The following is a 24,158-nucleotide window of genomic DNA, read 5'->3' on the forward strand; positions in this document are numbered from 1 at the left end:
CGTGGCTGGCTGGTCGGCGCACGGCCTGGACGTCCGGCCGCCGTATCCGACGGTACCGGCCCGCCACCCCGGCACCCCGGCCGCCGGGTCTGCTGGTGCCGGTCCGGGCGTCCGGGCGGGGATCAGGCGGAGTGCGCGTCGGCGAACGCGTCGAGGATCTCCCGGGGAATGCGGCCACGGTCGCCGACCTCGAATCCGTTCTGGCGGGCCCAGGCGCGGATCCTCCCGGCGTCCCGGCCGGCGGCCGCGCTTCCGTTACCACCCCCGCTCGCTGCCGTCACGGCGAGAGCCGGGGATCCGCCGGGCTCACCGGCGCCGGGGTCGGGCGGGACGACGTGCGTGGCCAGTGTCCGGATCTGCTCCGCATCCCTGGTGGGCGTGAGCACATTCGCCCCCGGCAGATAGCTGATCGTGACCAGCTCGGCGTCGCCAGGTGGGGTCAAGGCGCCGTCCGCCTGTCCTGGTCCGTCGGCGCGCAGCTGCGCATCCACCACTCGTGCCAGGTCGGTGAGATGCTCGTGATGCGTCAGCAGAATGATCTGCCAGCGCCCGGCGATCTCGGCCAGCACGCGAAGTGCCGCCTCGGCGCGCGTGTCGTCGAACGTCATCAGGACGTCGTCGAGCACGACCGGCAGCGTGGGTTCGCCGCGGCTGGTCCGCTCCCGCTGGAGCTGGTCGATCGCCGCCAGGCGCAGGGCCAGGAACACCTGGTCGGCCGTGCCCTCGGAAAGCTCGCCCGGGCCGAGCTCGTCCTCGTCGGCGCGGACGACCCGCAGCGTCCGGGCGCCGTCGCCGCGATCGATGGCCCGCAGGGCGACGTAGCGGCCCTCGGTGAGCCGTTCGAGCAGGCGTCCCGCGTCCGCGAGCAGGGGGGACGCGTGACGGCGCTCGTAGGACTCCAGCTCACGGCCAAGCGTCTCGTACTGGATGCGCGCGATGACGTAGCGCTCCGCCGTCTCGGCTACGAGCGCCAGGGACTCCTGCGCACGGGCGTGCAGCTCGCCGGTGGCCGCGCCGCTCTCGAGATCCCGCAGATGCCGTTCGACCGTCCCGACGGCCGTCCACGCCTCTGTCTGCGCGGCCGTGCGGCGCTCGTGCTCGTCGCGCGCGTCGGCGAGGTCGGCGGCGAGGTCCTCGTCGGTGCTCGCGGCCAGCGCGCGGACGACGGCTTCGAGCTCGTCGCCGGGTGCCGCGGCGCGCAGCAGGCCTTCGGCGGCGGTCATCGCCGCCGTGATCCCGGCGAGGTCCCGGCCGCGGTCCGCCGCGTCGGTCAGTTGCTGACCGGGCGCGAGGACGACCTGCGCGCGCAACTCGTCGAGGCGGCCGACAGCGCTGTCCCGCAGCAGCGTCGCGGCGGTGACCCGGGTGCCCAGGGTGGCGACCGCCTGGTCGATCTCCGCGCGGCGGGTCCGGCTCTCGATGCTCGCCTGGTGCCGTGCGCTGAGCTGATCGAGCAGATCGGCCAGCTCGTCGGCCTCATCGCCCGGCCCGTCGGGCGCGACTGGGCCCGCCGCGAGACGTTCGCCGCCAGTTCCGGTTTCACTCCCAGCCCCACCCTCAGCCCCACTCCCGGCCCCGGCGCTGGCGTCGGTGTCGGGGCGCTGGCCGCGCGAGCGGTGCAGGAGGCCATGACGGGCCGAGAGCTCGCGGATGTCCGCGGCGAACGCCTGATGGCGGCCGGCGGCACGCTCGGCGTCCCGCGCGGCGCGGTCGGCCTGCTCGTGCAGAGCCACCGCCTGCGCGAGCACGCCCCGCCGTTCGGTCCAGCCCCGCGGGTCGGTGACCGAAGCCAGCCCGGCCGCCCGGACGAGGTTGTCCCAGTCGCCCTCGGCGCCGAGCAGCTCCTCGCGCCGCTTGTCCCGTTCGCGTTCGGCCTCCTCGACGGCCCGCCCGAAGTGGGCGGCGTCAGCCCGGCGGACCTGTGCGAGGTCGTCGTCCGCGAGCACGGTCTGCGCGCAGGTGAGAAGACTGTCGAGGTCGGCGTCCACCCGGGCGAGGCCGACCTCGGCGAGGGCCTGGGCGAGCGCGGTCCGCTGGGCGTCGGCCTGGGCACCCAGCCGGGCGATGCGGGTCTCCGCGGCGAGCAGCTCCGCGTGCGCCCGGTGCGCCTCGTCAACAGCCCGCTGGACGTCGTCCGCGTCCGCCCGAGAGGGCACGGCCAGGCCTGGCTTGTGCCAGTGGCCCTCCCACGCCGCGCGGGCTTGATCGGCTGCCTCGGCGGCGGCCGCGGTGGCGGCGAGTGCCGCGGTGGCCCGTTCGTGCGCGAGGTCGGCGTCCCGGTGGAGCTGGGCCCGCCGGGCGGCCAGATCGGCGTGGCGGATGAGCTGATCCGCGACCTCGTCGGCGCGGGCGATTCCGGCGGCGATGACCGGCAGCAGCTCGCGAGCCCGCTCCGGCGTCAGCCGGCCGCCGACTGGTGGCACCCCGCCAACGGCCGGGGCGGGAGTCCGGCCGCCGGTCGTTGGCGGCAGGCCGCCGGCCGCGTCGACCAGCAGGTTCCAGAGCTCCTCGCGGGTCGCGCGGGCCCGGTCGAGCGTGGCCTGGTCCGGGAGGTCGCGGCCGTCGGCGTCGGCGACCCGGCTCTGCGCGAGCTCGAGGTTCCGGGTGGCGCCGACGAGCTCCTCCTCGCGGCGGGCGAGGGCCACCTCTGCGGCGTCGAGCCGGTCGCGCGCCAGCCGGATCTCGTCGCGCCCGGGCATCCCGGGCGGCGGGCCGTCCGGGTCGCGGGCGCCGGCGCGGTGCAGCGCCTCCCGGCGGTCGCGGACAGCGCGGGCCGCCTCGTCGACGGCCGCCCTGGTCAGCGCGGTCGCCGAGCCCTCGCCGGCTATCGCGCCGATTACCGCCTTCAGCTGGCTGATCGACGCCGGGTCGTGGCCCGGGGACTGGTCGGTGCCGTCGCGGCGCAGGCGGGCGGCGGCGAGCGCGTCCTCGGCGCGGCGCAGCTCGTCGGTCAGCTCGCCGACCGTCACGGCGAGCGCGTCGAGCTGGGCCGCGAGGTCACGCGGCACGTGCAGGTCGGCCAGGAGCTCGGCGGCGGTGCGCGGGTCGCCCGGACCAGCCAGGTCGAGCAGGAGCGCACGGGCGGAGTCCGCGTGGCGCGCGGCCTCGTTCTCGAGCGCGCGGGCGTCGGCGCCGTCGCCGAGCCGCGCCACGCGGGACTGCTCCAGCCGGGTGATCATCTCGCCGTCGGCGAGCACGGACTCGTCGGTCGTCAGCGCCTCCCGCGCGGCCCGGCGGTCGAGCAGATCGGCGGTCAGCCGGTCGAGGTCGGCCTCGGCCGTCGCGGCCTCCCGCACGCTGGAGTCGAACAGCGCCGTCTCCTCGGCGGTGAGGGCCACGCCCGCGGCGAGCAGCGCGGCGTGACGTTCCCGGAGCACGACCAGCTCCCGGGCATGTGGGGCTGCGCGCACCCACCGTTCCAGGCGGGAGCGGCGGTCGGCGGCGGCTCGGGTCGCGGCCGCGGCCGCCTGCGCGTCGCGGCGGCGCAGCGCCTGCTCCCGGCGGGCATCGTCGACATGGGCCGCGCGGGTCATGGCGGACGCCGCCTGCTCGGCCAGCCGCTCGTAGTCCGCCAGCGCGGTGCGGACCCGGACGCTCTTGTTGTTGCGGTGGGACTTGTACAGGGAGTCCATCTCCGCGGCGAGCGTGTCGAGCAGGCCGCGGACCGCCCGCCCGCTGCGCGCGGTGAAGACGAGCTCGGCCAGGTCGCCGGTGCCCTCGAAGACACTCGCGCCACCTGCCCGCAGCTCGGCGTGGGACAGCCCGAACGCCTGCCGCCAGCGCCGACGCGCGTCGGCGCCACCGGAACCCCATGGGGGGAGGAAGACCGCGCCGTCGTCAACGGTCTGCAGACCGCTGTTGCGCCGCCTGACCTCGACCCTGGCCGGCGGCGCCTGCCGGGCCGGCCCCGTCTCCTGGGACGGCGGCGGGAGCTCGGCCGGATGCGTCGCGGGCAGTTCGAGGTCGGCCGTCAGGCTCAGCGCGCCCTGGCTGAACTGGAAGCTCCGCCGGGTGCCGCGGAAGGTCCACAGCAGGTCCGACAGGGCGTCGAGCGTCGTCGACTTGCCGGCCTCGTTCGCGCCGACGACCACCGTCAGCCCACGGCCGAACTCGATCCGCCGGTCCTCGAAGGCACCGTAGCGATCCAGGCTGAGCGCGCGGACCCGCATCAGGCGTCGTCTCCGGAGAGGCGCGCGAGCAGGCCGTCCCCGGCGCGGCGGGCGAGGTCGGCGAGTGTGCGGGGATCGCCCAGGTCGAGCAGGTCGGCTCCGCGTAGCAGCCGTCCGACCTCGCGGTCCAGGGGGCCGATCCACCGCGCGAGGTCCTCGGGGCGGGTGCCCAGATCGTCGCAGGCCGCGCGTACGGCGGAGACCAGCTCGGGGTCGACGGCGCCGGCCGGCCGCGGGTCGGTCACCCGGTTGACGATCTTCTCCAGGCAGACCTGCAGGCCGTCGGCGACCGTGCGGAGCTCCTCGCGTAGCCGTTCGGCGTCGGCAAGACCCGCGGCGGCCCTCGACGCGCCGGTGAGCACGGTGCGCGCGACGACCGGACGGTCCCCCGCGGAGTCCCGCGCCGCCCGCAGCTCGGCCGTGACCCGGCCCAGGACGTCGTCGAGGGTGTCGGCGCCGGCGGTGTCGACGGTGAGGACAGCCCAGCGGGCCACGTCGCAGGGGACGTGCTCGATGCGGGCGGGGCCGTCCTGTGGGATCTCGACGACGAGGGCGCCCTTCGGCCCGCTCTCCCGCGGGGTGCGGCCCTGGAGATTGCCGCTGAACGCGGCGACCTGGCGGCCCCCGGGCCCGTCCCCGCGGGTCGCCGTGCCGCCGGGAAGTGGGCCGCCGTGAACGACGCGATGGGAGTGGACATGGCCTAGGGCGAAGTAGTCGTAGCCCGTGCGGGCCAGGTCCTCCTCCGAGCACGGGGCGTAGTTGGCATGGCCTTCGGCGCCGTCGGCGGCAGTGTGCAGCAGGCCGACGTTCACCAGCCCGGCCAGGGCGTCCGGGTAGCGCTGAACGAGGTTGTCGTGGACGGCGGCGGTCGCGTAGCTCTGCCCGTGCACGGCCAGCCCGAGGTCGTCCGCCACATGCGTGCCCGGCCGGTCCGAGGCGAACACCCGGACGTTCGGGGGCAGGGTCAGCGACCGGGTGATCTCGCTCTCGGCGTCGTGGTTGCCGGAGATCATGTAGACGGGGATGCCGGCGTCGCGCAGGCGGCCCATCTGCTCGACGAAGAACCGGCCGGTCGCGTAGTCCCGCCAGGTTCCGTCGTAGACGTCCCCGGCGAGCAGGAGCGCGTCCGCCGCCCGGTCGACGCTGAGGTCGACGAGGTTCGCCAGGGCCCGCCGGGTCGCCTGCCGCAGCAGGTGGGCCAGGTCGCCGTCACCCAGCCGGGTCAGTCCCCGAAGGGGGCTGTCGAGATGGATGTCCGCGGCGTGGACGAGGCGCATCTTCCCCCTGGCGTCGGGCCGCCACAGGCCAGGGAGGGCGTGTGGTTCCGGGCGGTCGGCGCGTCCCGCGGGCGGTTGCCGTGAGACGCGGACGGCCCGTCGGAAGGAGGGAGCGGGCCGAACGACCAGAACCTAGTACCGCAATCGGACATCTCGAACTGTCCACGCCGGAGGATCCAGTGATCTCGTCGAGTTTTTGGTTCGTTGCCCCTGTTTTTTTGGAGTGTTGTCGCCGTAGGGGTGGAGCTTCGGGCGTTTCAGCGCCCGGACTTGGAACGGGGGCCGGAGCGCGATCCGCCGCCGGAGCGGCGGGCCCGCGAGCGCGTGCCGACGTCCACCTGCCGGGCGGGGCCGGCGCCGGCGGCGACGTTCTCCAGGTCGGCGGTGATGCTGCTGTTGATGAGCCCGACCGTCCGGTCACGGTCGCCGTCGTCGAGGCCTTCGAGCAGGCTGTGTATCAGGCTCACGATGTTCCTCCACGCTGCGGGGCGATCTCGGGGTTCGTGCGTCTGCTGCCCGGACCGAGCGTGTTAAAGCGTGCGATCGCCGCTTTTTCCCGGCGACAAGGGTCCCGGCGCCAGGAGCCTGGCGGCCAGGAGCCTGGTGGCAAGGACCCTGGTGGCGAGGATCAGGGCGCCGGCGAGAGGCCCCCGTCGAGGTTGATGCCGACGCCGGTCAGGTAACCGGCGCGGGGGGAGAGCAGGAAGGCCGCGAGGTCGGCGAAGTCCTGGGCGCGGCCGACCCGTCCGAGGGGGATGTCGGAGCCTCGGCTCAGCTCGGCGTACAGCTCGTCCACGCCGATGCCTTGCTCGGCTGCGCGGCGGTCCCACTGGCCGCTCTCCAGCAGCCCGATCAGCACCGCGTTCACCCGGATTCCGTCCGGGCCGAGTTCCTTGGACAGCGCCTTGGTGAGGGCGAGCCCGGCCGCCCGGGAGACCGAGGTGGGGGTCGATCCGGCGCCGGGGGTCTTCGCGGCAATGGCCAGCGTGTTGATCACGGAGCCGCCGCCGGCCGCGCGCAGGTGCGGCAGCGCCAACCGGGTCAGCCGGACGGTGCTGTGCACCTTGAGCTGCAGGTCGGCGTCCCAGACCTCGTCGGTGTGCGACGCGAACGGCCCGGCGGCGCTGCGCCCGGCGTTGTTCACCAGGCCGTCGATCCGCCCCCAGCGGCCGACGGCCTGCTCGACGAACCGCTCGAGGTCGGCCAGGCGGGTGACGTCCGCGGGGACGGGCAGGAACTCCGCGCCGGCCGCGGCGGTCGGTGCCACCTCGGCAGCGAGGCGGTTGAGGCGGTCCGCGTCGCGGGCGCAGAACGCGACACGCGCCCCCTCCGCGGCGAGGGTACGCACCAACGCGGCGCCGAGCCCGTCCGAGCCGCCGGTGATCAGGACGACCTTGCCTGCCAGCTCGAGATCCACGCCGTCTCCTCTGCCGCCCACGGTCCGCCCAGTCCAGCCCAGCGCGCCCCCTCCGCCACTGCCCGCAACCCTATTCGGACCCGCGACCTCCGCGGACCCGAAGCCCTGTGCGGTGGGCCGGACAAGCACGACGGGATAGGCGCCGTCGACGTCCGTGCCGTCGCAGGAGATCGCCGCGCCGTTGACCGAGACCGAGCGCGCCCTTCTCCGGACCCAGCACGAACATCCGCAGCGGGGTATGGGCGATGAACGTGCCGACGTAAGGATCAAAATCCAGTCGCGACATATGAAGTCGGACATTAGCGGTCCGCGAGTTCGGCCGGGGTCGTCCGGGCTGAGTGGAGTCGAGGCGAGGAGCGGTGCGATGGAGCGGGAGTACCTGAACCCGGCGGGCGCGTGGGACACGGCGGGGCGCAGCTACAGCCACGTCGTCAAGATCAGTAGTCCGAACAGGCTGATCTTTCTGGCCGGCCAGGCGCCGGTGGGCGAGAACTTCAAGGTCATCGGCGGCGAGGACGTCGCCGAGCAGACCCGGGCAACGTTCGCGAACATCAGCCGCGCGCTCGAGGCCGCGCGAAGAACGGGCCCTTCCCCGTCTCGATGGCGCACGCCGCCCATGCGGCCCTGCCGGGCTCGGAGCTGGTGGTCGTGGACTGGGCCCGCCCACGTTCCCTACCTGGAACGTCCCGAGGTCTTCAACGAGGCGTTTCTCGACTTCGTGACCCGCCGTGTCCTGACGACCGGCCGCGCCGCGACCTGAACCCGATCAGACGGTGGCCGAGCCCGCGGCCGCCGGCGATTCGGTGGCCGCGGCGATCGCACTCGCGGCCTCAACCGATCCGGTGCCGACGGTCCGCCGTCGCACGGCCTCCACCCCGCCGGGAACGAGAACGCGCAACTCGTCTATGTGGGCGCGCATCAGAACTCCGGCCTGTTCGGCGTCGCCGCGTTCGATGGCCTCGTAGATCTCGTGGTGCTGCCGGGCGGAGCGTTCCCAGAATGTGGCGTCGACGCTCGAACGCTGGAAGCGGGTCCGTAGAACGTTGAAGACCGGTGTCGCCACCAGATTCAGCAGGGGATTGCCGCAGGCGGCCAGGATCGAGGCGTGGAATCCGTTGCTGCCCTCGTACCGTTCGACCGGATCCTCGATCCGTTCGGTGGCCGTGGTCGCTTTCCGGATAATCTCGAGCTGGGCGGGCGTCCGCCGGACGGCGGCCAGCCGGGCGGCCGGGACCTCGAGCAGGTCACAGGCCTCGATCAGCTGATCCACACTGACCAGGTCGGCGCCCGAGAGCAGGCCGAGGCCGGTCTCGAGGAAATCGCCCATCAGGCCGGTGTCCGGCGCCGCGACGAAGGTGCCGCCGTGGACTCCCCGCCGCGTCTCGACCAGGTGCTGGGACGACAGCAGCCGCAGCGCCTCGCGGACCGTGGACCGGCTGACGCCGAACATCGTCGACAGCTCGGCCTCGACGGGCAGGCGCTGACCGGCGGTCAGATCGCCGCGCACGATCAGCTCCTGTAGCTGAGCCGCAACCTGGACGTAGGCGGGGCGCACCCGCTCCACGCTGAGCATCCCAGTCCACCCGTCTCGCGGCCGCCACAGCGGATGTCGAAGCAACGACCGTCTCGAAGAACAGCCGCCAGAAGTTGTCAGTCAGCGAGGTCACTATACATCAGACGATTTGATCCGCCGCTTCTCCCGCGAGGCGCCCGGCGCATTCTCCATGGAAGGTGACGGTGGGCGCCCCCGCCGCGGCGGGGGCGCCCACGGGCCGGGCCGCCGCCGTCCGAACAAGCGCCCGAACGTGCGTCCAGCCGGGCGGCCGAATCGCGACTGGATCCGGGGGGCGAGCGCGGCCGCTATCCCGGTCAGGAACAGCCGGCCCAGCGCCGCGAACGCGAGCCGGAAGCCGTCGAGGAGCAGCGAGAGCTCTGACGTGCTCAGCTCGGCGGGCCGCCCGCGTACGCCGCCGCCTTCTGTGCCGGCGGCAGCTGGGCGGTGACCACTCCGGGTGACAGCCCGGTGCTCACGACCAGCCCCGTGTTCTGCAGGGCGGAGCGCAAACCGTTCGCGACCCCGATCCGCCCGGGCACCACGACCGAGGTGGTCTTCGGGGAGAGCGTCGAGCAGGCCCGGGAGAGCCGGATCGGTGTCGGCGCCGCCTGGCTGACCATGGGCAGCCTCGACGGCAAGCAGGTCCCCGACAGGCTGCGCGAGAATGATTCTTTGATGTTCGCCTCGCCCCTCCGGGGCCGAACGCGGCCGGGTCTCGTCCCGGAAGGGCGAGCAGGACACCAAACGGCGAGCGGGCAGCGGGCGGGCACGTGAGGAGACTGGTCAGGAGCCGCTCCTGTCGGGCGGGGCGAGTCGGGAGCGGACGGCGTCCAGGTCGGGGACGAACCAGTGGTGCACTCCCTGGTTGGACTCGCGCACCAGGTCCCGCAGGGCGCCGCTCGCCGCCGTGAACGCCGAGATGTCCCCCACCACGGCCAGCCCGATCTGGTAGTTGACGAACTTCTGCAGGATCTGGCCGGCCAGGCCGCTGCGGAGCTCGAAGAACTCCGGCGTGAGCCGCGTGACCGGGACCGCCGCCCACGCGGCCCGCAGGTACATCGCGGTGCCGATGATGTCCAGAGCGTCCTGCTCGACACGGACCAGAGGACCCTCCGGTGAGCAGACGAGGACGGATACGGCGCCCACCTGTTCGAGCTCGTCGGGTATCGCCCCGTTGGAAATCGTGAGGTCCTCCGCCACGGTTTCTCCTTCTTCTCGTGAGTGCGCGCTGGCGAGGAGCGCGTCGAAACTCGCGGTGGTGACCCGGATACTTTCCGCTGTCCGCGGTAATCCTCGCCCACCGGGCCCCCTCGGCCTTCAGCATCCCTATGGTTCTTTATCGATGCTGAATTCACGGCATGACTGATCCCTTTATGGAAGTTTAGGGAATGATAGCGCACGTCGCCGGTGCACGTCGCCTGTCACCCACTCGCGGTAGGCGTCGTGGGACCACCCGCGCTCGCGGACCAGTAGGCCGTAGACATCCGGGGAGAAGATCGTCCAGAGCGTGTCGCGGATGCGCTCGACGTCGTCCGCGGCGGCTGTGCCCAGGCGATCGGCGACGGTCGTCGCGACGATGCCCGCTCCGGTCAGGCGCTGGTGTTCGAGGTCGCGCGAGCTCGCCGGCCTGCGGATCGACGTCCGCGGCCCGGCGCAGTGCCGACAGCAGCGGGAAGGCGCGCTGCGCGATCTCCGTCGCGGCCACCGCGAACGCGCCGAGCACCTCGCCGGCCGTGGCGCCGTCGTGGACGGCCCGTATGGCCGGCCGCTCGTGCAGGGCGACCGGTTCGTCGTCGCCCGCGACCGCCTCGTCGACGGCCACCCTGAGAAGGTTGATCTTCGAGGAGAAGTAGGTGAAGACGGTCGGCGTGGAGACTCCGGCAGCCGCGGCTATCTGGGCCATCGAGGTCGCCGCGAAGCCCTGCCGGACGAACAGCTCGGTGGCCGCACCGATCGCCCGGGCGCGGTTCTCCCGGGCCTGGGCCTGGCGGCCAGCGGCGTCGACCAGCACGCCGATGACGCCGCCGACCTGATCCGTGAGCTCGCCCGCCTTCCCAGCCCTTCCGGCCGTTCCGGTCCTTCCGGGGTCAACGCCGAGGCGTTTGTGCGTGACGACGCCCGGCTGATGCCTACGCGGTTCACCATCCGCATGCCGGTCTCGTCGATGGAGACCACGACCGTCTCGACGCTGTGCGCGGCGAGCTCCATGGCCTCCTTGTCGAGGCTGGTCCAGGTGGTCAGCTCGTTCTGGGAGCGCCCGTCGACGAAGACGAAACTGAAGCGGCCGTCGCCGACCGTCGCCGCACCCGGGTACAAATGCCGTGGCGGTACTAGCGGAAGTACTCGACGCCGGAGCCCGTCATCCGCCGGGGCAGTGACTCGGGATCGGTTCCCGGCGGGAGCAGGCGGACGCCGGCATGCAGTAGGACCACGCCGGGCCGGCCGACGAGCACCGGATCCAGGAGCACCTCGGCGACCGCCGGCACCTCCTCGGCGAGGCGGGCCAGCCGGTGCAGCACGTCCTCCAGGGCGGCCGTGTCCGCCGCCGGGGTGCCGGCGCCGCCGACCAGCAGCACCGCGCCGCGGATACCCCGCACCATCTCGGCGGCGTCCCGGTCGGTGATCGGCAGCGCCCGGGCCAGCGGGTCGACCAACAGGTCCGCGACGGCCCCGCCGAGGCGCAGCGACAGCAGCGGCCCGATCGCCGGGTCCTGGGTCATCCGGATCACGGTCGACACCCCGGCCGGCGCCATCGGTTGGACGACCATGTCGCCCGGCCCGACCGCGGCGCGGATCGTGCGCCAGGCCTCCGCGAGCGCGCCGGGCCCCTCGACGCCCAGCCGGACGGCTCCGACGTCCAGCCGCCCACGGAAGCGTTCGTCGGCGATCTTCAGGGCGACGGGCCAGCCGAGCCGTTCGGCCGTGTCCAGGGCCTGGGCGGCGCTCGTCACCGGCTCGCTGGGCCAGACCGCCAGCCCCACCCCGCCCAGGATGTCGCCGACCAGCTCCTGGGGCAGCCACGTCCCGTCCGTCGGGCCGGCGGCCGCCGCGCGGCGCGCGCGGTCCAGGTCGAGCCGGTCGAGAGTGGGGACGGCGCCCTGCTCGCGGCTGCGCCACGCCGCGTGGCCCGCCGCCCGGGCGAGCGCGAGCGCGGCCGACTCCGGGGAGGCGAACGACGGCACGGAGCCGGGTGCGGGCGTCACGATGCCGTCGCCCGGGGCGGCCAGCGCGGACGGCATCCCGTCGTACCCGAGGTAGGAGGCCACCACGGGCACCCGGCCGGAGCCCGCCACGGCCCGCACGGCCCGCGCGAGCTCCTCGACGGCCGGGTGCGGGGTGATCAGCGCCAGCACGGCGTCGACGTCCGCGCTGGCGGCGACCGCGCGCAGCGCGCGCTCGAACCGTTCGGGCGCGGCCATCGCGCCCAGGTCCACCGGGTTGGCCGGCTCCGGGCGGCCGAGCGTGTCGCTCAACGCCTCCGCCGTGGCGGTGGAGAAGGGCGGTACCTCCAGGCCTGCCGTCCGGCAGGCGTCCGTCGCCAGGGCGGCGAGCGCGCTGGACGTCCCCACGACGCCGACGCGCCGCCCGGCGGGCAGCGGCTGGGACGCCAGCAGCGCGGCCAGGTCGAACAGTTGGCTCAACGTGTCCACCCGGATGACCCCGGCGCTGGTGAACAGGGCGTCCAGGGCCGGGTCGGCGGCGCTGCGCCCGCTCTTCAGCGCGATCACGGGCTTGCGTCGGCCCACCCGCCGGGCGATCCGGGCGAACTTCCGCGGGTTGCCGAACCCCTGCAGGTGCAGCATGATCACATCGGTGTGCGGGTCCGACTGCCAGTACTGCAGCACGTCGTTGGCCGAGACGTCCGAGCGGTCACCGGTGGAGACGAACGTGGACAGGCCGATCGCGCGCCGCGACGCCTCGGTGAGGAACGTCCCGGCCAGCGCCCCCGACTGGGTGAACGCGCCGACCCTTCCCACCGGCGGGTCGCCGGCCGCGAAGGTGGCGTGCAGGCGGACGGCCGGGTCCGTGTTGATCACGCCCATCGCGTTCGGGCCGATCAGCCGCATGCCGGACTCCCGGGCCAGCCGGGTGACCTCGGCGAGCCGGGCCCGCCCGTCGGGCCCGGCCTCCGCGAACCCGGCCGAGACGACGATCAGGCCACGGATGTCCTTCTCCGCGCAGGCCCGCACCGCGTCGGCCACGGCCGGCGCCGGGACGGCGATCACGGCGAGGTCGACCGCGTCCGGGATCTCGCGGACGTCCGGGTAGGCGTAGACCGAGGCGACCTGGCGCGCCGCCGGGTTGACCGGGTAGACCGGGCCATGGAAATCGCTGGCCAGCAGCCGGCGGAAGACCTCGTGGCCGGCGCTGCCGGGCTGCCGGCTCGCGCCGACGACCGCGACCGCGCGCGGTGTGAGCAGCCGCGCGATGCTCCGTGCCTCCGCCCGCTGTTCCAGCGCCCGGGAGATGCCCCGGGTGCGCGGAGTCTGTGCCGTCGGGAACACCACCCGCACGCCACCAGCGCCGTCCTGACCAGCGCCGTCCTGCCGGGGGGTGCGCGGGCGGGTCTCGGCGCCGGCGAAGCCCGCGGCGTGGAAGACCCGCAGCGCCCGGTCGTCGCCCGCGCGCAGATCGGCGACGAGGTGGCTCACCCCGCGCTCGCGGGCGGCGGCGATCAGGTGTTCGAGCAGCAGCAGTCCGAGCCCACGGCCGCGGTGCGCAGCCTCGACGACCAGGGCGACCACCGCGTCGTCGGAGCCGGCGATCCGTTCGTAGTCCGCCGTGCCGACCAGACGTCCGCGCAGCACGGCCGCGACGGCGAGCCGCCCGCTGTCACCGGTGGTGGGGTGACCGGTGATGGTGGGGTGACCGGCGGCGGCCGGGTCGCCGGCCGCGGTCAGGTGCCCGGCGAGCTCTTCCGGGGAGCGCCGCGCCCACCGCGCGGGCAGGCGCGCGACGTCCGCCGCGGACAGGCCGGACCGCAGCTCGGCCAGACCCGGCGCGTCGGTGCCCAGCACGGGGCGCAGCTGAACGGGCGCGCCGTCGGCGAGAACGCCGTCGGCCGCCCAGTGCGCCGGGTAGCGAGATGTCACCCCGTGGACGCTATTCCGCGCCGGACCGCGCCGCCTCCGTCGTCCGCCGCGGGCCCGTCGCTCGACCCCGTGTCGGTAACCGTCCGGCATTGGATTGCACAATGGCGCAGACCAGGTGGCGGCCGACGGATGCCCGCGGGGGGATGTCCGACGAGCCGGTCGCCGACACATCTGACGGTCGTGGCGGGGCGAGTGCGACGCGCCGCACCCGGCATGGTCGAACCGACGACGACGGGAGCGTCACATGGCCGGACGGCGGGCGGCGGCCCTGCGGAAACCGCGCGGGTCGGCCGACAGCTACCTCGACTTCGTCCAGGGCCTGGACGAAGCGGCCCTCACCGCCGTCCTGCGGGCCCGCCAGGACGTCCTCGAGGACCCGCCGCGCGGAGTCGGTGAGCTCGTGCGCCGGCTCGGGGACGCGGACTCGATGCTCGCCGCCGTCAACGACCTGGACCGCGACGGGCTCCTGCTGTGCGACGCGGTCATGATGCTGGGCCCACCCGTCCCGCTGGACCGGCTGGTGATCCTGCTCGGCGGGTCCAGGGACGGGATCCGCGCGGCGCTGCGCCCGGTCACCCGGCGGGCGCTGCTCTGGGAGAGCGACGGCGTCGTCCACGCCTTCGAGCCGTTCCGGCGGCTGTGGGACGACGAGGTCGCGGTGTGGCACCCGGCCGCGGAGCTCATCCCGGCCATCTCCGTCACCGACCTGCGCCGTGCCGCCCGCGGGCTCGTTCCCGGGGCCCGGGTCACCTCGTCCACGACCTGGGAGCGGTCCGCCCGCGTCGTCGGGGAGCTGATGGCCGACCCGGACGGCGTCGTCGCCGCGGTGCAACGGCTGCCCCGGCCGGCCCGCGACCTGCTGGCCGAACTGGTCCGCGACCCGACGGGTCTGGCGACCGGCGACGAGCCCGACGACGCCCTCGGTACAGGTACAGGTGCCTTCGGTACGAACGGCTTCGATGGCGGGGCCCGTGGGCGGCTCCCGGCCGGGTCGAACCCGGAGGAAGCGGCCGGGATACTCGTCGAGTCCGGGCTGCTCCTGCTCGTCGACGGTGAGATCGAGGTGCCCCGGGAGGTCGTGACTGTCCTGTGGGCGGCAGACCCGGAGGTCCGGCTGACCGGGCCGCCGAGCCTCGGCCCGGCGGGCGCGGACCGCGCGGACGAGACGTTCGCCGCCGGGATCCAGGCCGCCGCCGGGCACGCCCTGCGGTCGGTGGCGTCGCTGCTCGCCGAGGCGGAGCGGGCGCCGCTCGCCGCGCTGAAGAAGGGCGGCATCGGCACCCGGGAACGCGCCCGGCTGGCCCGGACCCTCGCGCTCACGGAGGATGAGCTCCCGCTCTGGATCGACGTCGCCCACGCCGCGGGGCTGCTGGCCCGCGAGGAGGGCGGCTACGCGCCGACCGGCGAGTACCCCGGCTGGCGCGGGTCGGACGTCGGACGTCGCTGGGCGGTGCTCGCCCTGGCCTGGTTCCTCCTCGACCAGTCCCCGACACACCGTGAGATCGACAGCGGCCGGGACCAGCCGCCGCCGCTCCCGCTCGCCTCCGGCGCGGGCCGGGTGCGCCGGACGCTGCTCACCACGGCCAGCCCCGGCCGGTCGCTGGCCGCCGCGGGCAGCCACCTCGAGTGGTTCCTGCCGCTGCACGGCTACGACCGGCCCCAGCTGGCGAACAAGCGCCGGGCCGCCGTCCGGGAGGCCGAGCTGCTCGGCGTCGCCGCCGGGGACACCGTCTCCGATCTCGGTGTCGCGGTCTGCGAGGTCCTCGCGGCGGCGCCGCTCGACCCGACCGGGCAGATGCGGGCCCACCAGTACGGCTCCCCGACGCCCACGCTGGCCGGGTTCGTCACCGGAACCCTCGGGCCGCTGGTGGACGAGCTGGCCCGCCGGTGCGGCCCCGCCCTGCCGCGCGACGCTTCCACCATGATCCTGCAGTCCGATCTGACCGCGACCGTGGCCGGCCAGCCCAACCACGCGATCGCCCGCCTGCTCGCCGACGCGGCCGTGTCGGAGTCGCGCGGCGCCGCCGGGACGTGGCGGTTCACCTCCGCGAGCATCCGCGGCGCGCTGGACGTCGGCTGGAGCGCGCAGGAGCTGCTCGACGAGCTGCGCGCCGGCGCGGCGCACGAGGTGCCTCAAGGGCTCGAGTACCTCGTGGCGGACGTCGCCCGCCGCCACGGCCACATCCGCGCGCGGGCGGTGCGGGCCGCGGTCGTCGCGGACGAGGCGACGATCAACGAGATCCTGGCGACCCGGGCGCTGCGGTCGCTGGACCTGCGGCGACTGGCACCGACCGTCGCGGCGTGCGGCGCGGACGCCGAGGACGTGGCCGAACGCCTGCGCGCCGCGGGCATGGCTCCGGTGGTCGAGGACGAGCACGGCACCGTCGTCATCCGCCGGCGGTCGGGCGGCCAGCCGGCCTCGGGTCGCGACGCAGCCGCGGGGGCGGCTTCGGAGCGTGGCAGCGCGGGGAGTGCGGGCGAGTCCGGAACGTGGGCGGCTCCGGCGGATGTGGCGCGGCGCATCCTCGCGAACCGGGCCGGCGCCGGCGACGCCGCCCGGGCCGACCCGCGCGTCGTACGCCAGCTCGGCCGGCTGAACCCGCGGCTCACCCTCGCCGAGCGCCAGCTCCTCGCCGCCGCGCTCAACCACGGCGAGATCGTGACGATCATCTACCGGGACCGGTTCGAACGGCGGACCAGCCGTCTGATCGCCCCGGTGGAGCTGCTCGGCGGGCGTCTCGACTCCTGGTGCCACCTCCGCGAGGCGCGGCGCGAGTTCGCCGTCGCCCGCATCGAGGGGGTCACACCCGGCTGAGCGGGTCAGGGGCGGTGGCGCAGGCTTCCCGCCGGGCGCCCGCCGGCCTCGTCCTCGGACTGGTAGTCGAGGGCGCCGTCCGCCGCGAGGCGCAGCCTCGTCGTGCCGCCGCTCGTGCACACCGGCAGACCCAGCAGGGTGGGGTTGTCGCCCGCGCCCCCGATGTCGCGCAGGACCACCTCGGGCCTGGAGCCCGCCGCGGTGCTGATGCCCACGAGCTGCTGGTCACCGACGCACCGGATCGACGCGTCACCTCCCAACGCCCCCAGCCCGACCAGGGTGACCTCGGAGTGGCCGACCGTCTGACCACTCTCGCCGGGCCGCAGCGTGATCACGACGTCCTGCACGACCCCCAGCCGCGAGGTGATGCTTCCCTCCCAGGTGCCGGCGTACCCGGCCGGCAGGGCCCCCGGCACCGTGGGACCCGACCCGCCCGAGGGCGCCGAACCCGAGCTCGCCGGCGGCCCGCCGACGGTCGGCCTCGAGGTCGGTTGGTCGAGGAGGTCGGTCAGGGAGCCGATCCCGGCGGTGGCCCCGGGGCTCACGCCGGCGTCCGCGCCGCCGCCGTCCGAGCCGCCGTCCGAGCCGCGCAGGGCAACCAGCAGGACGGCCGTCACGATCACGGCGAGGCACACGACACCCAGGGCGGCCACGGTCACGAGGGCGCGCCGCCCACCGGCCGGCGGGGCGCCGGGCCCGACCGGGGTGCCCGATGGTGCGGCCGGTGTGCCCGGTGGTGCGGCCCGCGATACGCCCGATGGTGCGGCCGCTGTGGCTAGCGGTGCGGCCGCTGTGGCCGCTGTGGCTGCTGTGGCTGGCGGTGCGGCCGGCTCCGGCGGCCATGGCAGTGCCCGGTTGTGATCTTCCGGTGTGGCGTGGTCGTTCGTCACGGTGGTGGTGGCGGGGACGTCCAGGTCGAGGAGCGCGACGGCCTGCCGGCTCAGCCCGGTGACCAGGTCCTGCGGCAGCCATCCAGCGGTGATCAGTTCGGCGGCGCCGCCGCCCGGGACGAGCTCCGCGAGCACGTCGAGCGGCCCCGGGCGCTCACCCGGCGCCTTGCGCAGGCAGGCGTCCACGATGCCGCGCAGCTCGGCCGGGACGGCGTCGAGCCGCGGCTCGCCCGCCAGGATGCCGTACATCACCGCGGGCATCCCGCTGCCCGAGAACGGGCCTGATCCCGTCGCGGCGAAGGCGAGCACCGAGCCGAGGGCGAAGACGTCGCTGGCCGGCCCCACCTCCTGCCCGCCGATCTGCTCGGGTGACATGAAGGCCGGCGAGCCGATCGCGGACCCGGAATGGGTGAGCACGGTGGCGTCGAACGCGCGGGAGATCCCGAAGTCGATGACCCGTGGCCCGTCCAGGCCGAGCAGCACGTTCGAGGGCTTGAGATCGCGGTGCACCAGGCCGGCGGCGTGCACGGCGCTCAGCGCCTCGGCGAGGCCGGCACCCAGCGCCCGCACGGTCGGTACCGGAAGCGGGCCGCGCCGGCGCACCGCCTCCAGCAGGGACGGTCCCGGGACGTAACCGGTGACCAGGTAGGGCTGCTCGGCGTCCGGGTCGGCGTCGATCACCGGCGCGGTCCAGGCGCCGCCAACCCGGCGGGCGGCCTCGACCTCGCGGCGGAACCGGGCGCGGAACGTCGGATCGCCGGCGAACTCCGGCCGGATCACCTTGACGGCGACGGTGCGCCCGCCCGGGCCGCGGGCCAGGTACACCCGGCCCATCCCGCCGGCGCCGAGCAGGCCGAGCAGCCGGTATCCGCCGGTGGTCCGGGGATCATCCGCGCGGAGGGGTTCCATCCGGGACGACTCCTCCCGCCCGTCGCGGACTGCCGGTCGGGGCTGCCGGCCGTCCCGCGCGGCCGGCCCCGTCCCGCCGCCGCGCGACTCAGGCGACCTGGAACGATCGTTTGGGCAGTCCCATCATGTAACCCTCGGCCGGGACGATGAGCGGCGCCTCGGGCCGCGGCGGGTCCGGCTCCGGCCCGGGCCCGCGGTGGCCGATCCCCGGAGTGTCGCAGGTCATCCGGAAGCGGCGGCGGTCCGAACCCGCTGAAGTCGTAGACAAGGGGCGGCGGACGTCCGCGACGCCGGCCGGCACGCAGGCCCGGCCCGCCGTCCACCGGTCGGTACATCAAGTCGGAAGGCACAGGCAGACAGCTTGAACGCGCACGCAGGTCACGGGTCGGATGGCGCGGGGGGCCGGGGATCGGGCCACGACCCCGGCCAGGGTGCCGGTCGCGAGCACGACCACGGGAGCGGCCGAGCGGGGGAGACCGCCGCCGAGCCCCGCTGGCTCGACGCCAACGAACGGGCGGCCTGGCGCGGTCTGATCGGTGTGATGACCCGGCTGCCCGCCGCCCTCGACACCCAGCTCCGCCGGGACGCCGGACTGAGCCACTTCGAGTACTCGGTGCTGGTCGGGCTCTCGGAGGCACCGAACCGGACGCTCGCGATGGCTCGGCTCGCCCAGTTCACCTGCGGCTCGCTGTCCAGGCTCTCGCACGCGGTCAAGCGCCTCGAGGACAAGGGCTGGGTGCGCCGTGCCCCGTGCGCGGCCGACGGACGAGTCACGAACGCCACGCTGACCGACACCGGTTTCGCGAAGCTGGCCGACTCCGCTCCCGGCCATGTGGAGACCGTTCGCGACCTGGTCGTCGAGGCGCTCGCGCGCGACCAGCTCGACCAGCTCGCGGCCATCTGCGGCCAGATCCTCGACCGCCTCGACACCGCGCCGCCGCCCCGGCCCCGCTGAACCGCCGGCCCGGGCCGGGTCAGACGCCTGTGGTCGACCCCGGACGGGCGATCATCAGCACCGTGACCACGGCCCAGAGCAGGCTGAACATGCCAGTGGTCATCGCGAGCCGCTTCGTCCGTGCGGCGACGGCCGCCGGGTTCGCGTGCCCGGCGCCGGCCGGCCCGGTGGCCCCGCCTGGGGCGATCTCCTCCAGAAGCTGCCGCTGCCACGGGAGGACCGCCGTCGCCAGCAGCACCGCGGCCAGCCCCGTCAGGATGATCGAGGTGACGAGCCACGGGTCGCCGAGGACGTCCATGCTCGCGGCGGTGGCGAAACCGAAGATCGGCACGGTGATGCCGATCGCCGCGTAGACGTTGCAGATGCGGTGCAGCGTGCCGACCACTCCCGCCATCCTGACATCGCCCGGGTCACGCAGCGCCGCCCGCACCGCCGGCGCGTACATGCTCGCCGCGACCGTCACCGGGCCGATGGCGATGATCGCTACGAGAACGTGGACGCTCAACAGGAATGTGGTCACGGGTCCGTCCTGGGAGTGCGGAGGCAGCCGGAGGATGCGGCAACCGCCACGGTAGGCGCCGAACCACCGCTTTTGTGAGTGGCGGGAGTGCCATCTACCAGCGGATTCCCGCCACGAGGACTCCTCCCCTTCGGCCCTTGACACCCACAGCTGTCTGTGGTCAACAGTTCCTGTTCGTGGCGTAATACCCCCGTGGGCTGGGCTCAGGTCAGGGGTGGGACCGGCGGGATCACCCGTTGGCGGGAAACAGTCGCCTGGTTATCGTCCTGCCATGCACACCGTGGCGGTTCTCGCCCTCGAGGGCGTGGTCCCCTTCGATCTCGCGGTGCCCGTCGACACCTTCGGCCGTGCCCGGCTCCCCGACGGCCGGGCGGCCTATCGGGTGAAGATCTGCGCTGGTCGGAGCATCAGCGGCACCGTCGAGGCCGACGGCGGGGCGTTCTCCCTGCGGGCCCCCTGGGGGCTGGACGCGCTCGCCGAGGCCGACACGATCGTCGTCCCCGGCGTCGGCGAGCAGGCCGGACCCCTGCCCCCGGAGTCCGTCACCGCGTTGCGGGCCGCCGCCGCGCGCGGCACCCGCATCGCCTCCATCTGCGTCGGCGCGTTCCTGCTCGCGCAGACCGGCCTGCTGGACGGCCTGCGCGCGACCACGCACTGGATCGCCGCCGAGGAGCTCGCCCGCCGTCATCCCGCCGTGCGGGTGGACCCGAACGTGCTGTTCGTCGACAACGGGCAGATCCTGACCTCGGCCGGCGCCGCGGCCGGCCTCGACCTGTGCCTGCACATGATCCGCTCCGACCATGGGGTCGCCGTGGCCGCGGACGTCGCCCGGCTGTCGGTCGTCCCGCTGGCCAGGGAAGGTGGCCAGGCCCAGTTCATCGTCCGCGACCGCCCGCCGCCGGACGGCTCCGTCCTCGAACCACTGTTGCGGTGGATGGAGGCGAACTGCCACCGCCCGTTGACGGTGGACGACCTCGCCGCCCAGGCGATGACGAGCCCACGCACGCTCAACCGCCGCTTCCGCGAACAGACGGGCACGACCCCGTCCCAGTGGCTGCACCGGGTGCGCCTGCGGCAGGCGCAGTACCTGCTTGAGACCACCGGGCACTCTGTGGAGCGGATCGCCGCGCAGGTCGGCTTCGGATCGCCCACCGCCTTCCGGGACGGGTTTCGCCGGCTGGTCGGCACCAGCCCCCAGGCCTACCGCCGGGCCTTCCGTGACGCTGTCACGCCTCCCGGGTAGGGAGCGCGTCGAAGACGGCGGGCCGCTTCTCCGTGCGCGCGGTCAGCGCCTCCGCGAGCCCGGGGCCCTCAAAGGCGATGTCCATCCGGCGGAGCGTGTCGGTCAGCGCGTCGTCCTGGGAACGATCGAGGTCCAGGTAGACCTGTTCCTTGATCATTGCCAGCGAGAACGGCGAGCAGTTCTCGACCAGGTCCTTCGCGTAGGCGACCGCGGCCTCCAGAACGGTCCCGTCGGGGACGACCTGCTGGATGAGCCCGAGCTTCGCAGCCTCCTGGGCGCCGATGGTCCGCCCGGTGAGAAGCAGGTCCAGCGCCGGCTGGAGGCCGATGGCCCGTGGCAGCAGCCAGGAGACGCCGTACTCCGCCGCGAGACCGAGCCGGGAGAACGCGGTCGCGATCTTGGCTGACTCGGCGGCGATCCGGATGTCGCTGCCCATCATGTAGGCGAAACCGATGCCCACCGCGGCGCCGTTCACCGCGGCGATCACCGGCTTGCGCAGGCGCATCGTGAGGGCCGGCAGGTCCTCGCGAGCCGGTACGAACTTCTTGATCGCTTCGGCGCCGTCGCGCAGCACCGCAAGATCGGCTCCGGCGCAGAAGCCCGCACCGGCACCAGTGACCACGATTGCCCGGACCTGCGGGTCGTCATCCGCCGCACGCAGGGCGGCCGCATAGGCGAGCGCCATCGTGCTGGTCACCGCGTTGCGTGCCTGCGGCCGGTTGAACGTGATGATGCAGACGCCGTCGCGGATCTCGGTCAGGATCTCCTTCTCATCGGTCTCCGCCGTCACCGTGCCCGCCTCTGTCACCGTGCCCGCCTCCGTCATCATTGGCCGTCGTCCGTGAGCGTAGGCGACCGCGGGCAGGCGATGCGCCCGCTTGTGACATGCCTTGTTCGTGGCGGCCGGGAAACCCCGACCGCCACTTTCTGCTTCTGATCAATTACGTTCCACTCGGTTACCTTCCACCGCGAACCCGGGTGTCGCCGCGTGCCTGCGACCGCGCGGACTCGGCGGTGGCGCGTCCGCTGAAGCCGCTCTCGGCCAGCGTGTCCACCCCCTGCTCGTCGGCCCGACCACTGGACCGGAACGCCGCGGCCACCTTCGTCAGACCGGTGACGAGCGCGGCCAGCGCGACCCACAGGACGACGAACGAGTAGGTCGGGTGGTGGTGCGCCGCCGCCCAGAAGGCGATGCCGATCGAGAAGGCACCGATCACCATCGATGCCCACCACGGAGCCCCACCACGCAGGTTCCCAGCCGCCGTGCCGAACGCCGGACCACCGCGGCCGACGCGTCGGTGCGCGAACGACGTCGCGATGGCGTGGATGCCCGCGACCAGCAGATACCACGCCACCATGCGGGCCACCACGGTGAGCGTGGGCGCCGGCCAGGCGAGCGCGACGATGCCGCCGATGACGAACAGCAGCGCCAGCAACGCATGCGTGGGGCGCCAGTCCGCCGCGGCCGTCATCGCGGCGGCGAGCTCACTGACCGCTGCGACCAACAGCATGATCCCGAGCAGGATGGCGATCGACTTCCCGGTGGTGAGGCCGAACATCGGTATGGCCAGCGCGAACAGGATCCATCCGATCCCGAGCATCAGCAGCGCGGGACCAGCCTTGGCCGCCAGTCCCGGGCCACCGAGGGTGCCGCTGCCGCCAGAGCCCGTCCGACCGCCATGCGCGTGCTCACCACGCAGGTGGTCAGGCTGGTTCTGGTGGGTGCGGTCGGGCGTCCGGGAGCGATCGGCGAAGATCGTCTGGTCGTCCGTACCCGCGTTCGGATGCTCTGCGCTCCCCCTACCCGATGCGGAATCTCCACCTGATCGGGTGGAGAAGTCGTCGGGCAGCTCCGGATCGGCGCGCCCGCCGCGTCGTTCACGCCGCGGACCGCCGGCGCCAGTAGATGCACTCATGAAGTCATCCCCTCCAGTGGAGTGGTGGTTGTGCCGCCTGTCCTCCTTCGCACGTGCTCCTCACGTGTCCTCCGGTCTCTCACGTGCCCTGGGTACGGGCATGTCATACCGTGCGTGACGAGATCGGTCCGATCGGTGCACACGACGGACGTGGTGGCAGGATCGGTTGCCTGCGTCGGTCCGCTGGCACCAACCTGATGACCGGCGGCGTGCCCGGGACTGCAACAAGGAGACGCGATGAAGATCGATTTCACTCTGTCTGACGACATCGCCTCGACCTCGACCACTGCCGCCCGCGTCGAGAAGGAGGGGTACGCCGGCGCCTGGGTCGGGGAGACCCGGCACGACCCGTTCATGCAGTGTCTTCAGGCCGCGACCGCGACCAGTTCCCTGACGATCGGGACATCGATCGCGATCGCGTTTGCCCGCACGCCGATGACACTGGCGAATCTGGGATACGACCTGGCGCAGTACAGCGAGGGCCGGTTTGTCCTCGGCCTCGGATCGCAGATCAAGCCGCACATCGAGAAGCGCTTCTCGATGCCGTGGTCGCACCCCGCTGCCCGCATGCGTGAGCTCATCCTGGCGATCCGGGCAATCTGGGACTGCTGGCAGAACGGCGCAAAGCTGGACTTCCGCGGCGATTTCTACACCCACACGCTCATGACCCCGTTCTTCACCCCCAAGCCGCACTCCTTCGGCCCGCCCCCGATCTACCTCGCCGGGGTGGGACCCGGCATGACCGAGGTCGCCGGCGAGGTCGCGGACGGGTTCCTCGTCCATCCCTTCAGCACCATGCGCTACGTCGAGGAGGTGACGATTCCCGCACTGCTGCGCGGCCGGGCCAAGGCCGGCAAGACCGACCTGGAGGGCTTCACGATCTGCGGGCCTTCCTTCGTCACCATCGGCCGGACCGCGCAGGAGATGGACCGCGCGGTGGCCGCCACCAAGAAGCAGATCGCCTTCTACGGCTCCACCCCCGCCTACCGCGCCGTCTTCGACATGCACGGCTGGGGCGAGGTGCAGCCCGAGCTGACGGCCCTCTCCAAGCAGGGCCGCTGGGATGACATGGCCGACCTGGTGACCGACGAGATGATGGCCGAGTTCTCCGTCGTAGGCACCCCCGAGGAGGTCGGCCGCGCACTCGGCGAGAAGATCGGTGGCGTCTACGCCCGGACAACGCTCTACGACTCGGGCGGCTCCGACCCGGCGCACTGGCCCGCGGTGCTCGACGCGGCCCGCTGACCCGCCCGGCACGCCCCATCATCGGGAATGGGTAGCCGTCGTCAGGTGTCCTCCTAGGCGAGCCCCGAGTGGCAAAGGGGGATGAGGATGGCCTCGAGTTGGGAACTTGTGCCCCCACCGCCTGCGGAGCCGCCGCTGCACCCGCGGCGCGGCA

18 protein-coding genes are annotated in these 24,158 nt (G+C 73.9%); 5 read left to right on the forward strand and 13 right to left on the reverse strand.

What is annotated here, in order from left to right:
* Window positions 1-122: 122 nt before the first annotated feature.
* From FRANEAN1_RS09785 to FRANEAN1_RS09800, 4 genes are all read right to left on the reverse strand, one after another.
* A complete protein-coding gene (locus FRANEAN1_RS09785) occupies window positions 123-4,169 on the reverse strand; it encodes a histone-like nucleoid-structuring protein Lsr2 (protein ID WP_020459593.1) in 4,047 nt (1,348 codons plus the stop codon).
* Window positions 4,169-5,446: a DNA repair exonuclease gene (locus FRANEAN1_RS09790; RefSeq protein WP_020459594.1), complete on the reverse strand. Its 1,278-nt coding sequence runs from the start codon at window positions 5,444-5,446 to the stop codon at window positions 4,169-4,171. The genes FRANEAN1_RS09785 and FRANEAN1_RS09790 overlap by 1 nt, the downstream gene beginning before the upstream one ends.
* A 257-nt stretch (window positions 5,447-5,703) precedes the next feature.
* Window positions 5,704-5,913 (reverse strand): hypothetical protein, encoded by a 210-nt coding sequence (locus FRANEAN1_RS09795; protein WP_041253927.1) that lies wholly within the window; start codon window positions 5,911-5,913, stop codon window positions 5,704-5,706.
* Between the two features lie 161 nt (window positions 5,914-6,074).
* Complete coding sequence (locus FRANEAN1_RS09800) at window positions 6,075-6,863, reverse strand: SDR family oxidoreductase (RefSeq protein ID WP_041253929.1); 789 nt, start codon at window positions 6,861-6,863, stop codon at window positions 6,075-6,077.
* 364 nt (window positions 6,864-7,227) lie between these two features.
* Between FRANEAN1_RS09800 and FRANEAN1_RS36900 the strand changes: the two genes are divergently transcribed.
* Window positions 7,228-7,623: a Rid family hydrolase gene (locus FRANEAN1_RS36900; protein WP_020459597.1), complete on the forward strand. Its 396-nt coding sequence runs from the start codon at window positions 7,228-7,230 to the stop codon at window positions 7,621-7,623.
* A gap of 6 nt (window positions 7,624-7,629) precedes the next feature.
* On the opposite strand, the gene FRANEAN1_RS09810 is transcribed toward FRANEAN1_RS36900, so the two are convergent.
* From FRANEAN1_RS09810 to FRANEAN1_RS09830, 5 genes are all read right to left on the reverse strand, one after another.
* Window positions 7,630-8,436 carry a FadR/GntR family transcriptional regulator gene (locus tag FRANEAN1_RS09810; protein WP_020459598.1) on the reverse strand — a complete coding sequence of 269 codons (807 nt, stop codon included), beginning with the start codon at window positions 8,434-8,436 and terminating at the stop codon, window positions 7,630-7,632.
* A 368-nt stretch (window positions 8,437-8,804) separates the two neighbouring features.
* Window positions 8,805-9,038 carry a hypothetical protein gene (locus FRANEAN1_RS09815; protein ID WP_041253931.1) on the reverse strand — a complete coding sequence of 78 codons (234 nt, stop codon included), beginning with the start codon at window positions 9,036-9,038 and terminating at the stop codon, window positions 8,805-8,807.
* A 163-nt stretch (window positions 9,039-9,201) separates the two neighbouring features.
* Window positions 9,202-9,618, reverse strand: coding sequence for a DUF4180 domain-containing protein (locus FRANEAN1_RS09820; RefSeq protein ID WP_020459600.1), 417 nt, complete (start codon window positions 9,616-9,618; stop codon window positions 9,202-9,204).
* 181 nt (window positions 9,619-9,799) lie between these two features.
* Window positions 9,800-10,429 carry a TetR/AcrR family transcriptional regulator gene (locus FRANEAN1_RS09825; protein WP_020459601.1) on the reverse strand — a complete coding sequence of 210 codons (630 nt, stop codon included), beginning with the start codon at window positions 10,427-10,429 and terminating at the stop codon, window positions 9,800-9,802.
* 319 nt (window positions 10,430-10,748) lie between these two features.
* A complete protein-coding gene (locus FRANEAN1_RS09830; RefSeq protein WP_347177056.1) occupies window positions 10,749-13,511 on the reverse strand; it encodes a GNAT family N-acetyltransferase in 2,763 nt (920 codons plus the stop codon).
* A gap of 244 nt (window positions 13,512-13,755) precedes the next feature.
* Between FRANEAN1_RS09830 and FRANEAN1_RS09835 the strand changes: the two genes are divergently transcribed.
* Entirely contained in the window at window positions 13,756-16,326 is a 2,571-nt protein-coding gene (locus tag FRANEAN1_RS09835) for a helicase C-terminal domain-containing protein (protein WP_020459603.1), read from the forward strand.
* A gap of 5 nt (window positions 16,327-16,331) precedes the next feature.
* Here the strand turns inward: FRANEAN1_RS09835 and FRANEAN1_RS09840 are convergent, their stop codons facing one another.
* Window positions 16,332-18,125: a serine/threonine-protein kinase gene (locus tag FRANEAN1_RS09840; RefSeq protein WP_020459604.1), complete on the reverse strand. Its 1,794-nt coding sequence runs from the start codon at window positions 18,123-18,125 to the stop codon at window positions 16,332-16,334.
* A gap of 529 nt (window positions 18,126-18,654) precedes the next feature.
* On the opposite strand from FRANEAN1_RS09840, the gene FRANEAN1_RS09850 reads away from it, so the two are divergent.
* Window positions 18,655-19,080 (forward strand): MarR family transcriptional regulator, encoded by a 426-nt coding sequence (locus tag FRANEAN1_RS09850; RefSeq protein ID WP_157473139.1) that lies wholly within the window; start codon window positions 18,655-18,657, stop codon window positions 19,078-19,080.
* Window positions 19,081-19,099: 19 nt separating this feature from the next.
* Here FRANEAN1_RS09850 and FRANEAN1_RS09855 read toward each other — a convergent pair whose 3' ends face one another.
* Window positions 19,100-19,600: a hypothetical protein gene (locus FRANEAN1_RS09855; protein ID WP_020459606.1), complete on the reverse strand. Its 501-nt coding sequence runs from the start codon at window positions 19,598-19,600 to the stop codon at window positions 19,100-19,102.
* Between the two features lie 271 nt (window positions 19,601-19,871).
* On the opposite strand from FRANEAN1_RS09855, the gene FRANEAN1_RS09860 reads away from it, so the two are divergent.
* Window positions 19,872-20,843: a helix-turn-helix domain-containing protein gene (locus FRANEAN1_RS09860; RefSeq protein WP_041253934.1), complete on the forward strand. Its 972-nt coding sequence runs from the start codon at window positions 19,872-19,874 to the stop codon at window positions 20,841-20,843.
* Here FRANEAN1_RS09860 and FRANEAN1_RS09865 read toward each other — a convergent pair.
* Together FRANEAN1_RS09865 and FRANEAN1_RS09870 are read right to left on the reverse strand one after the other, a co-directional pair.
* Window positions 20,827-21,672, reverse strand: coding sequence for an enoyl-CoA hydratase-related protein (locus FRANEAN1_RS09865; protein ID WP_347177057.1), 846 nt, complete (start codon window positions 21,670-21,672; stop codon window positions 20,827-20,829). The two genes, FRANEAN1_RS09860 and FRANEAN1_RS09865, sit on opposite strands and share 17 nt — an antisense overlap.
* Window positions 21,673-21,799: 127 nt before the next feature.
* Window positions 21,800-22,759 (reverse strand): DUF308 domain-containing protein, encoded by a 960-nt coding sequence (locus tag FRANEAN1_RS09870; RefSeq protein ID WP_020459609.1) that lies wholly within the window; start codon window positions 22,757-22,759, stop codon window positions 21,800-21,802.
* A gap of 237 nt (window positions 22,760-22,996) precedes the next feature.
* On the opposite strand from FRANEAN1_RS09870, the gene FRANEAN1_RS09875 reads away from it, so the two are divergent.
* On the forward strand, window positions 22,997-24,004 hold the full coding sequence (locus FRANEAN1_RS09875; protein WP_020459610.1) for an LLM class F420-dependent oxidoreductase: 1,008 nt from the start codon (window positions 22,997-22,999) through the stop codon (window positions 24,002-24,004).
* The last annotated feature ends 154 nt before the right edge of the window (window positions 24,005-24,158 follow it).

It is taken from the genome of Parafrankia sp. EAN1pec (genome assembly GCF_000018005.1).
Taxonomy (GTDB): domain Bacteria; phylum Actinomycetota; class Actinomycetes; order Frankiales; family Frankiaceae; genus Parafrankia; species Parafrankia soli.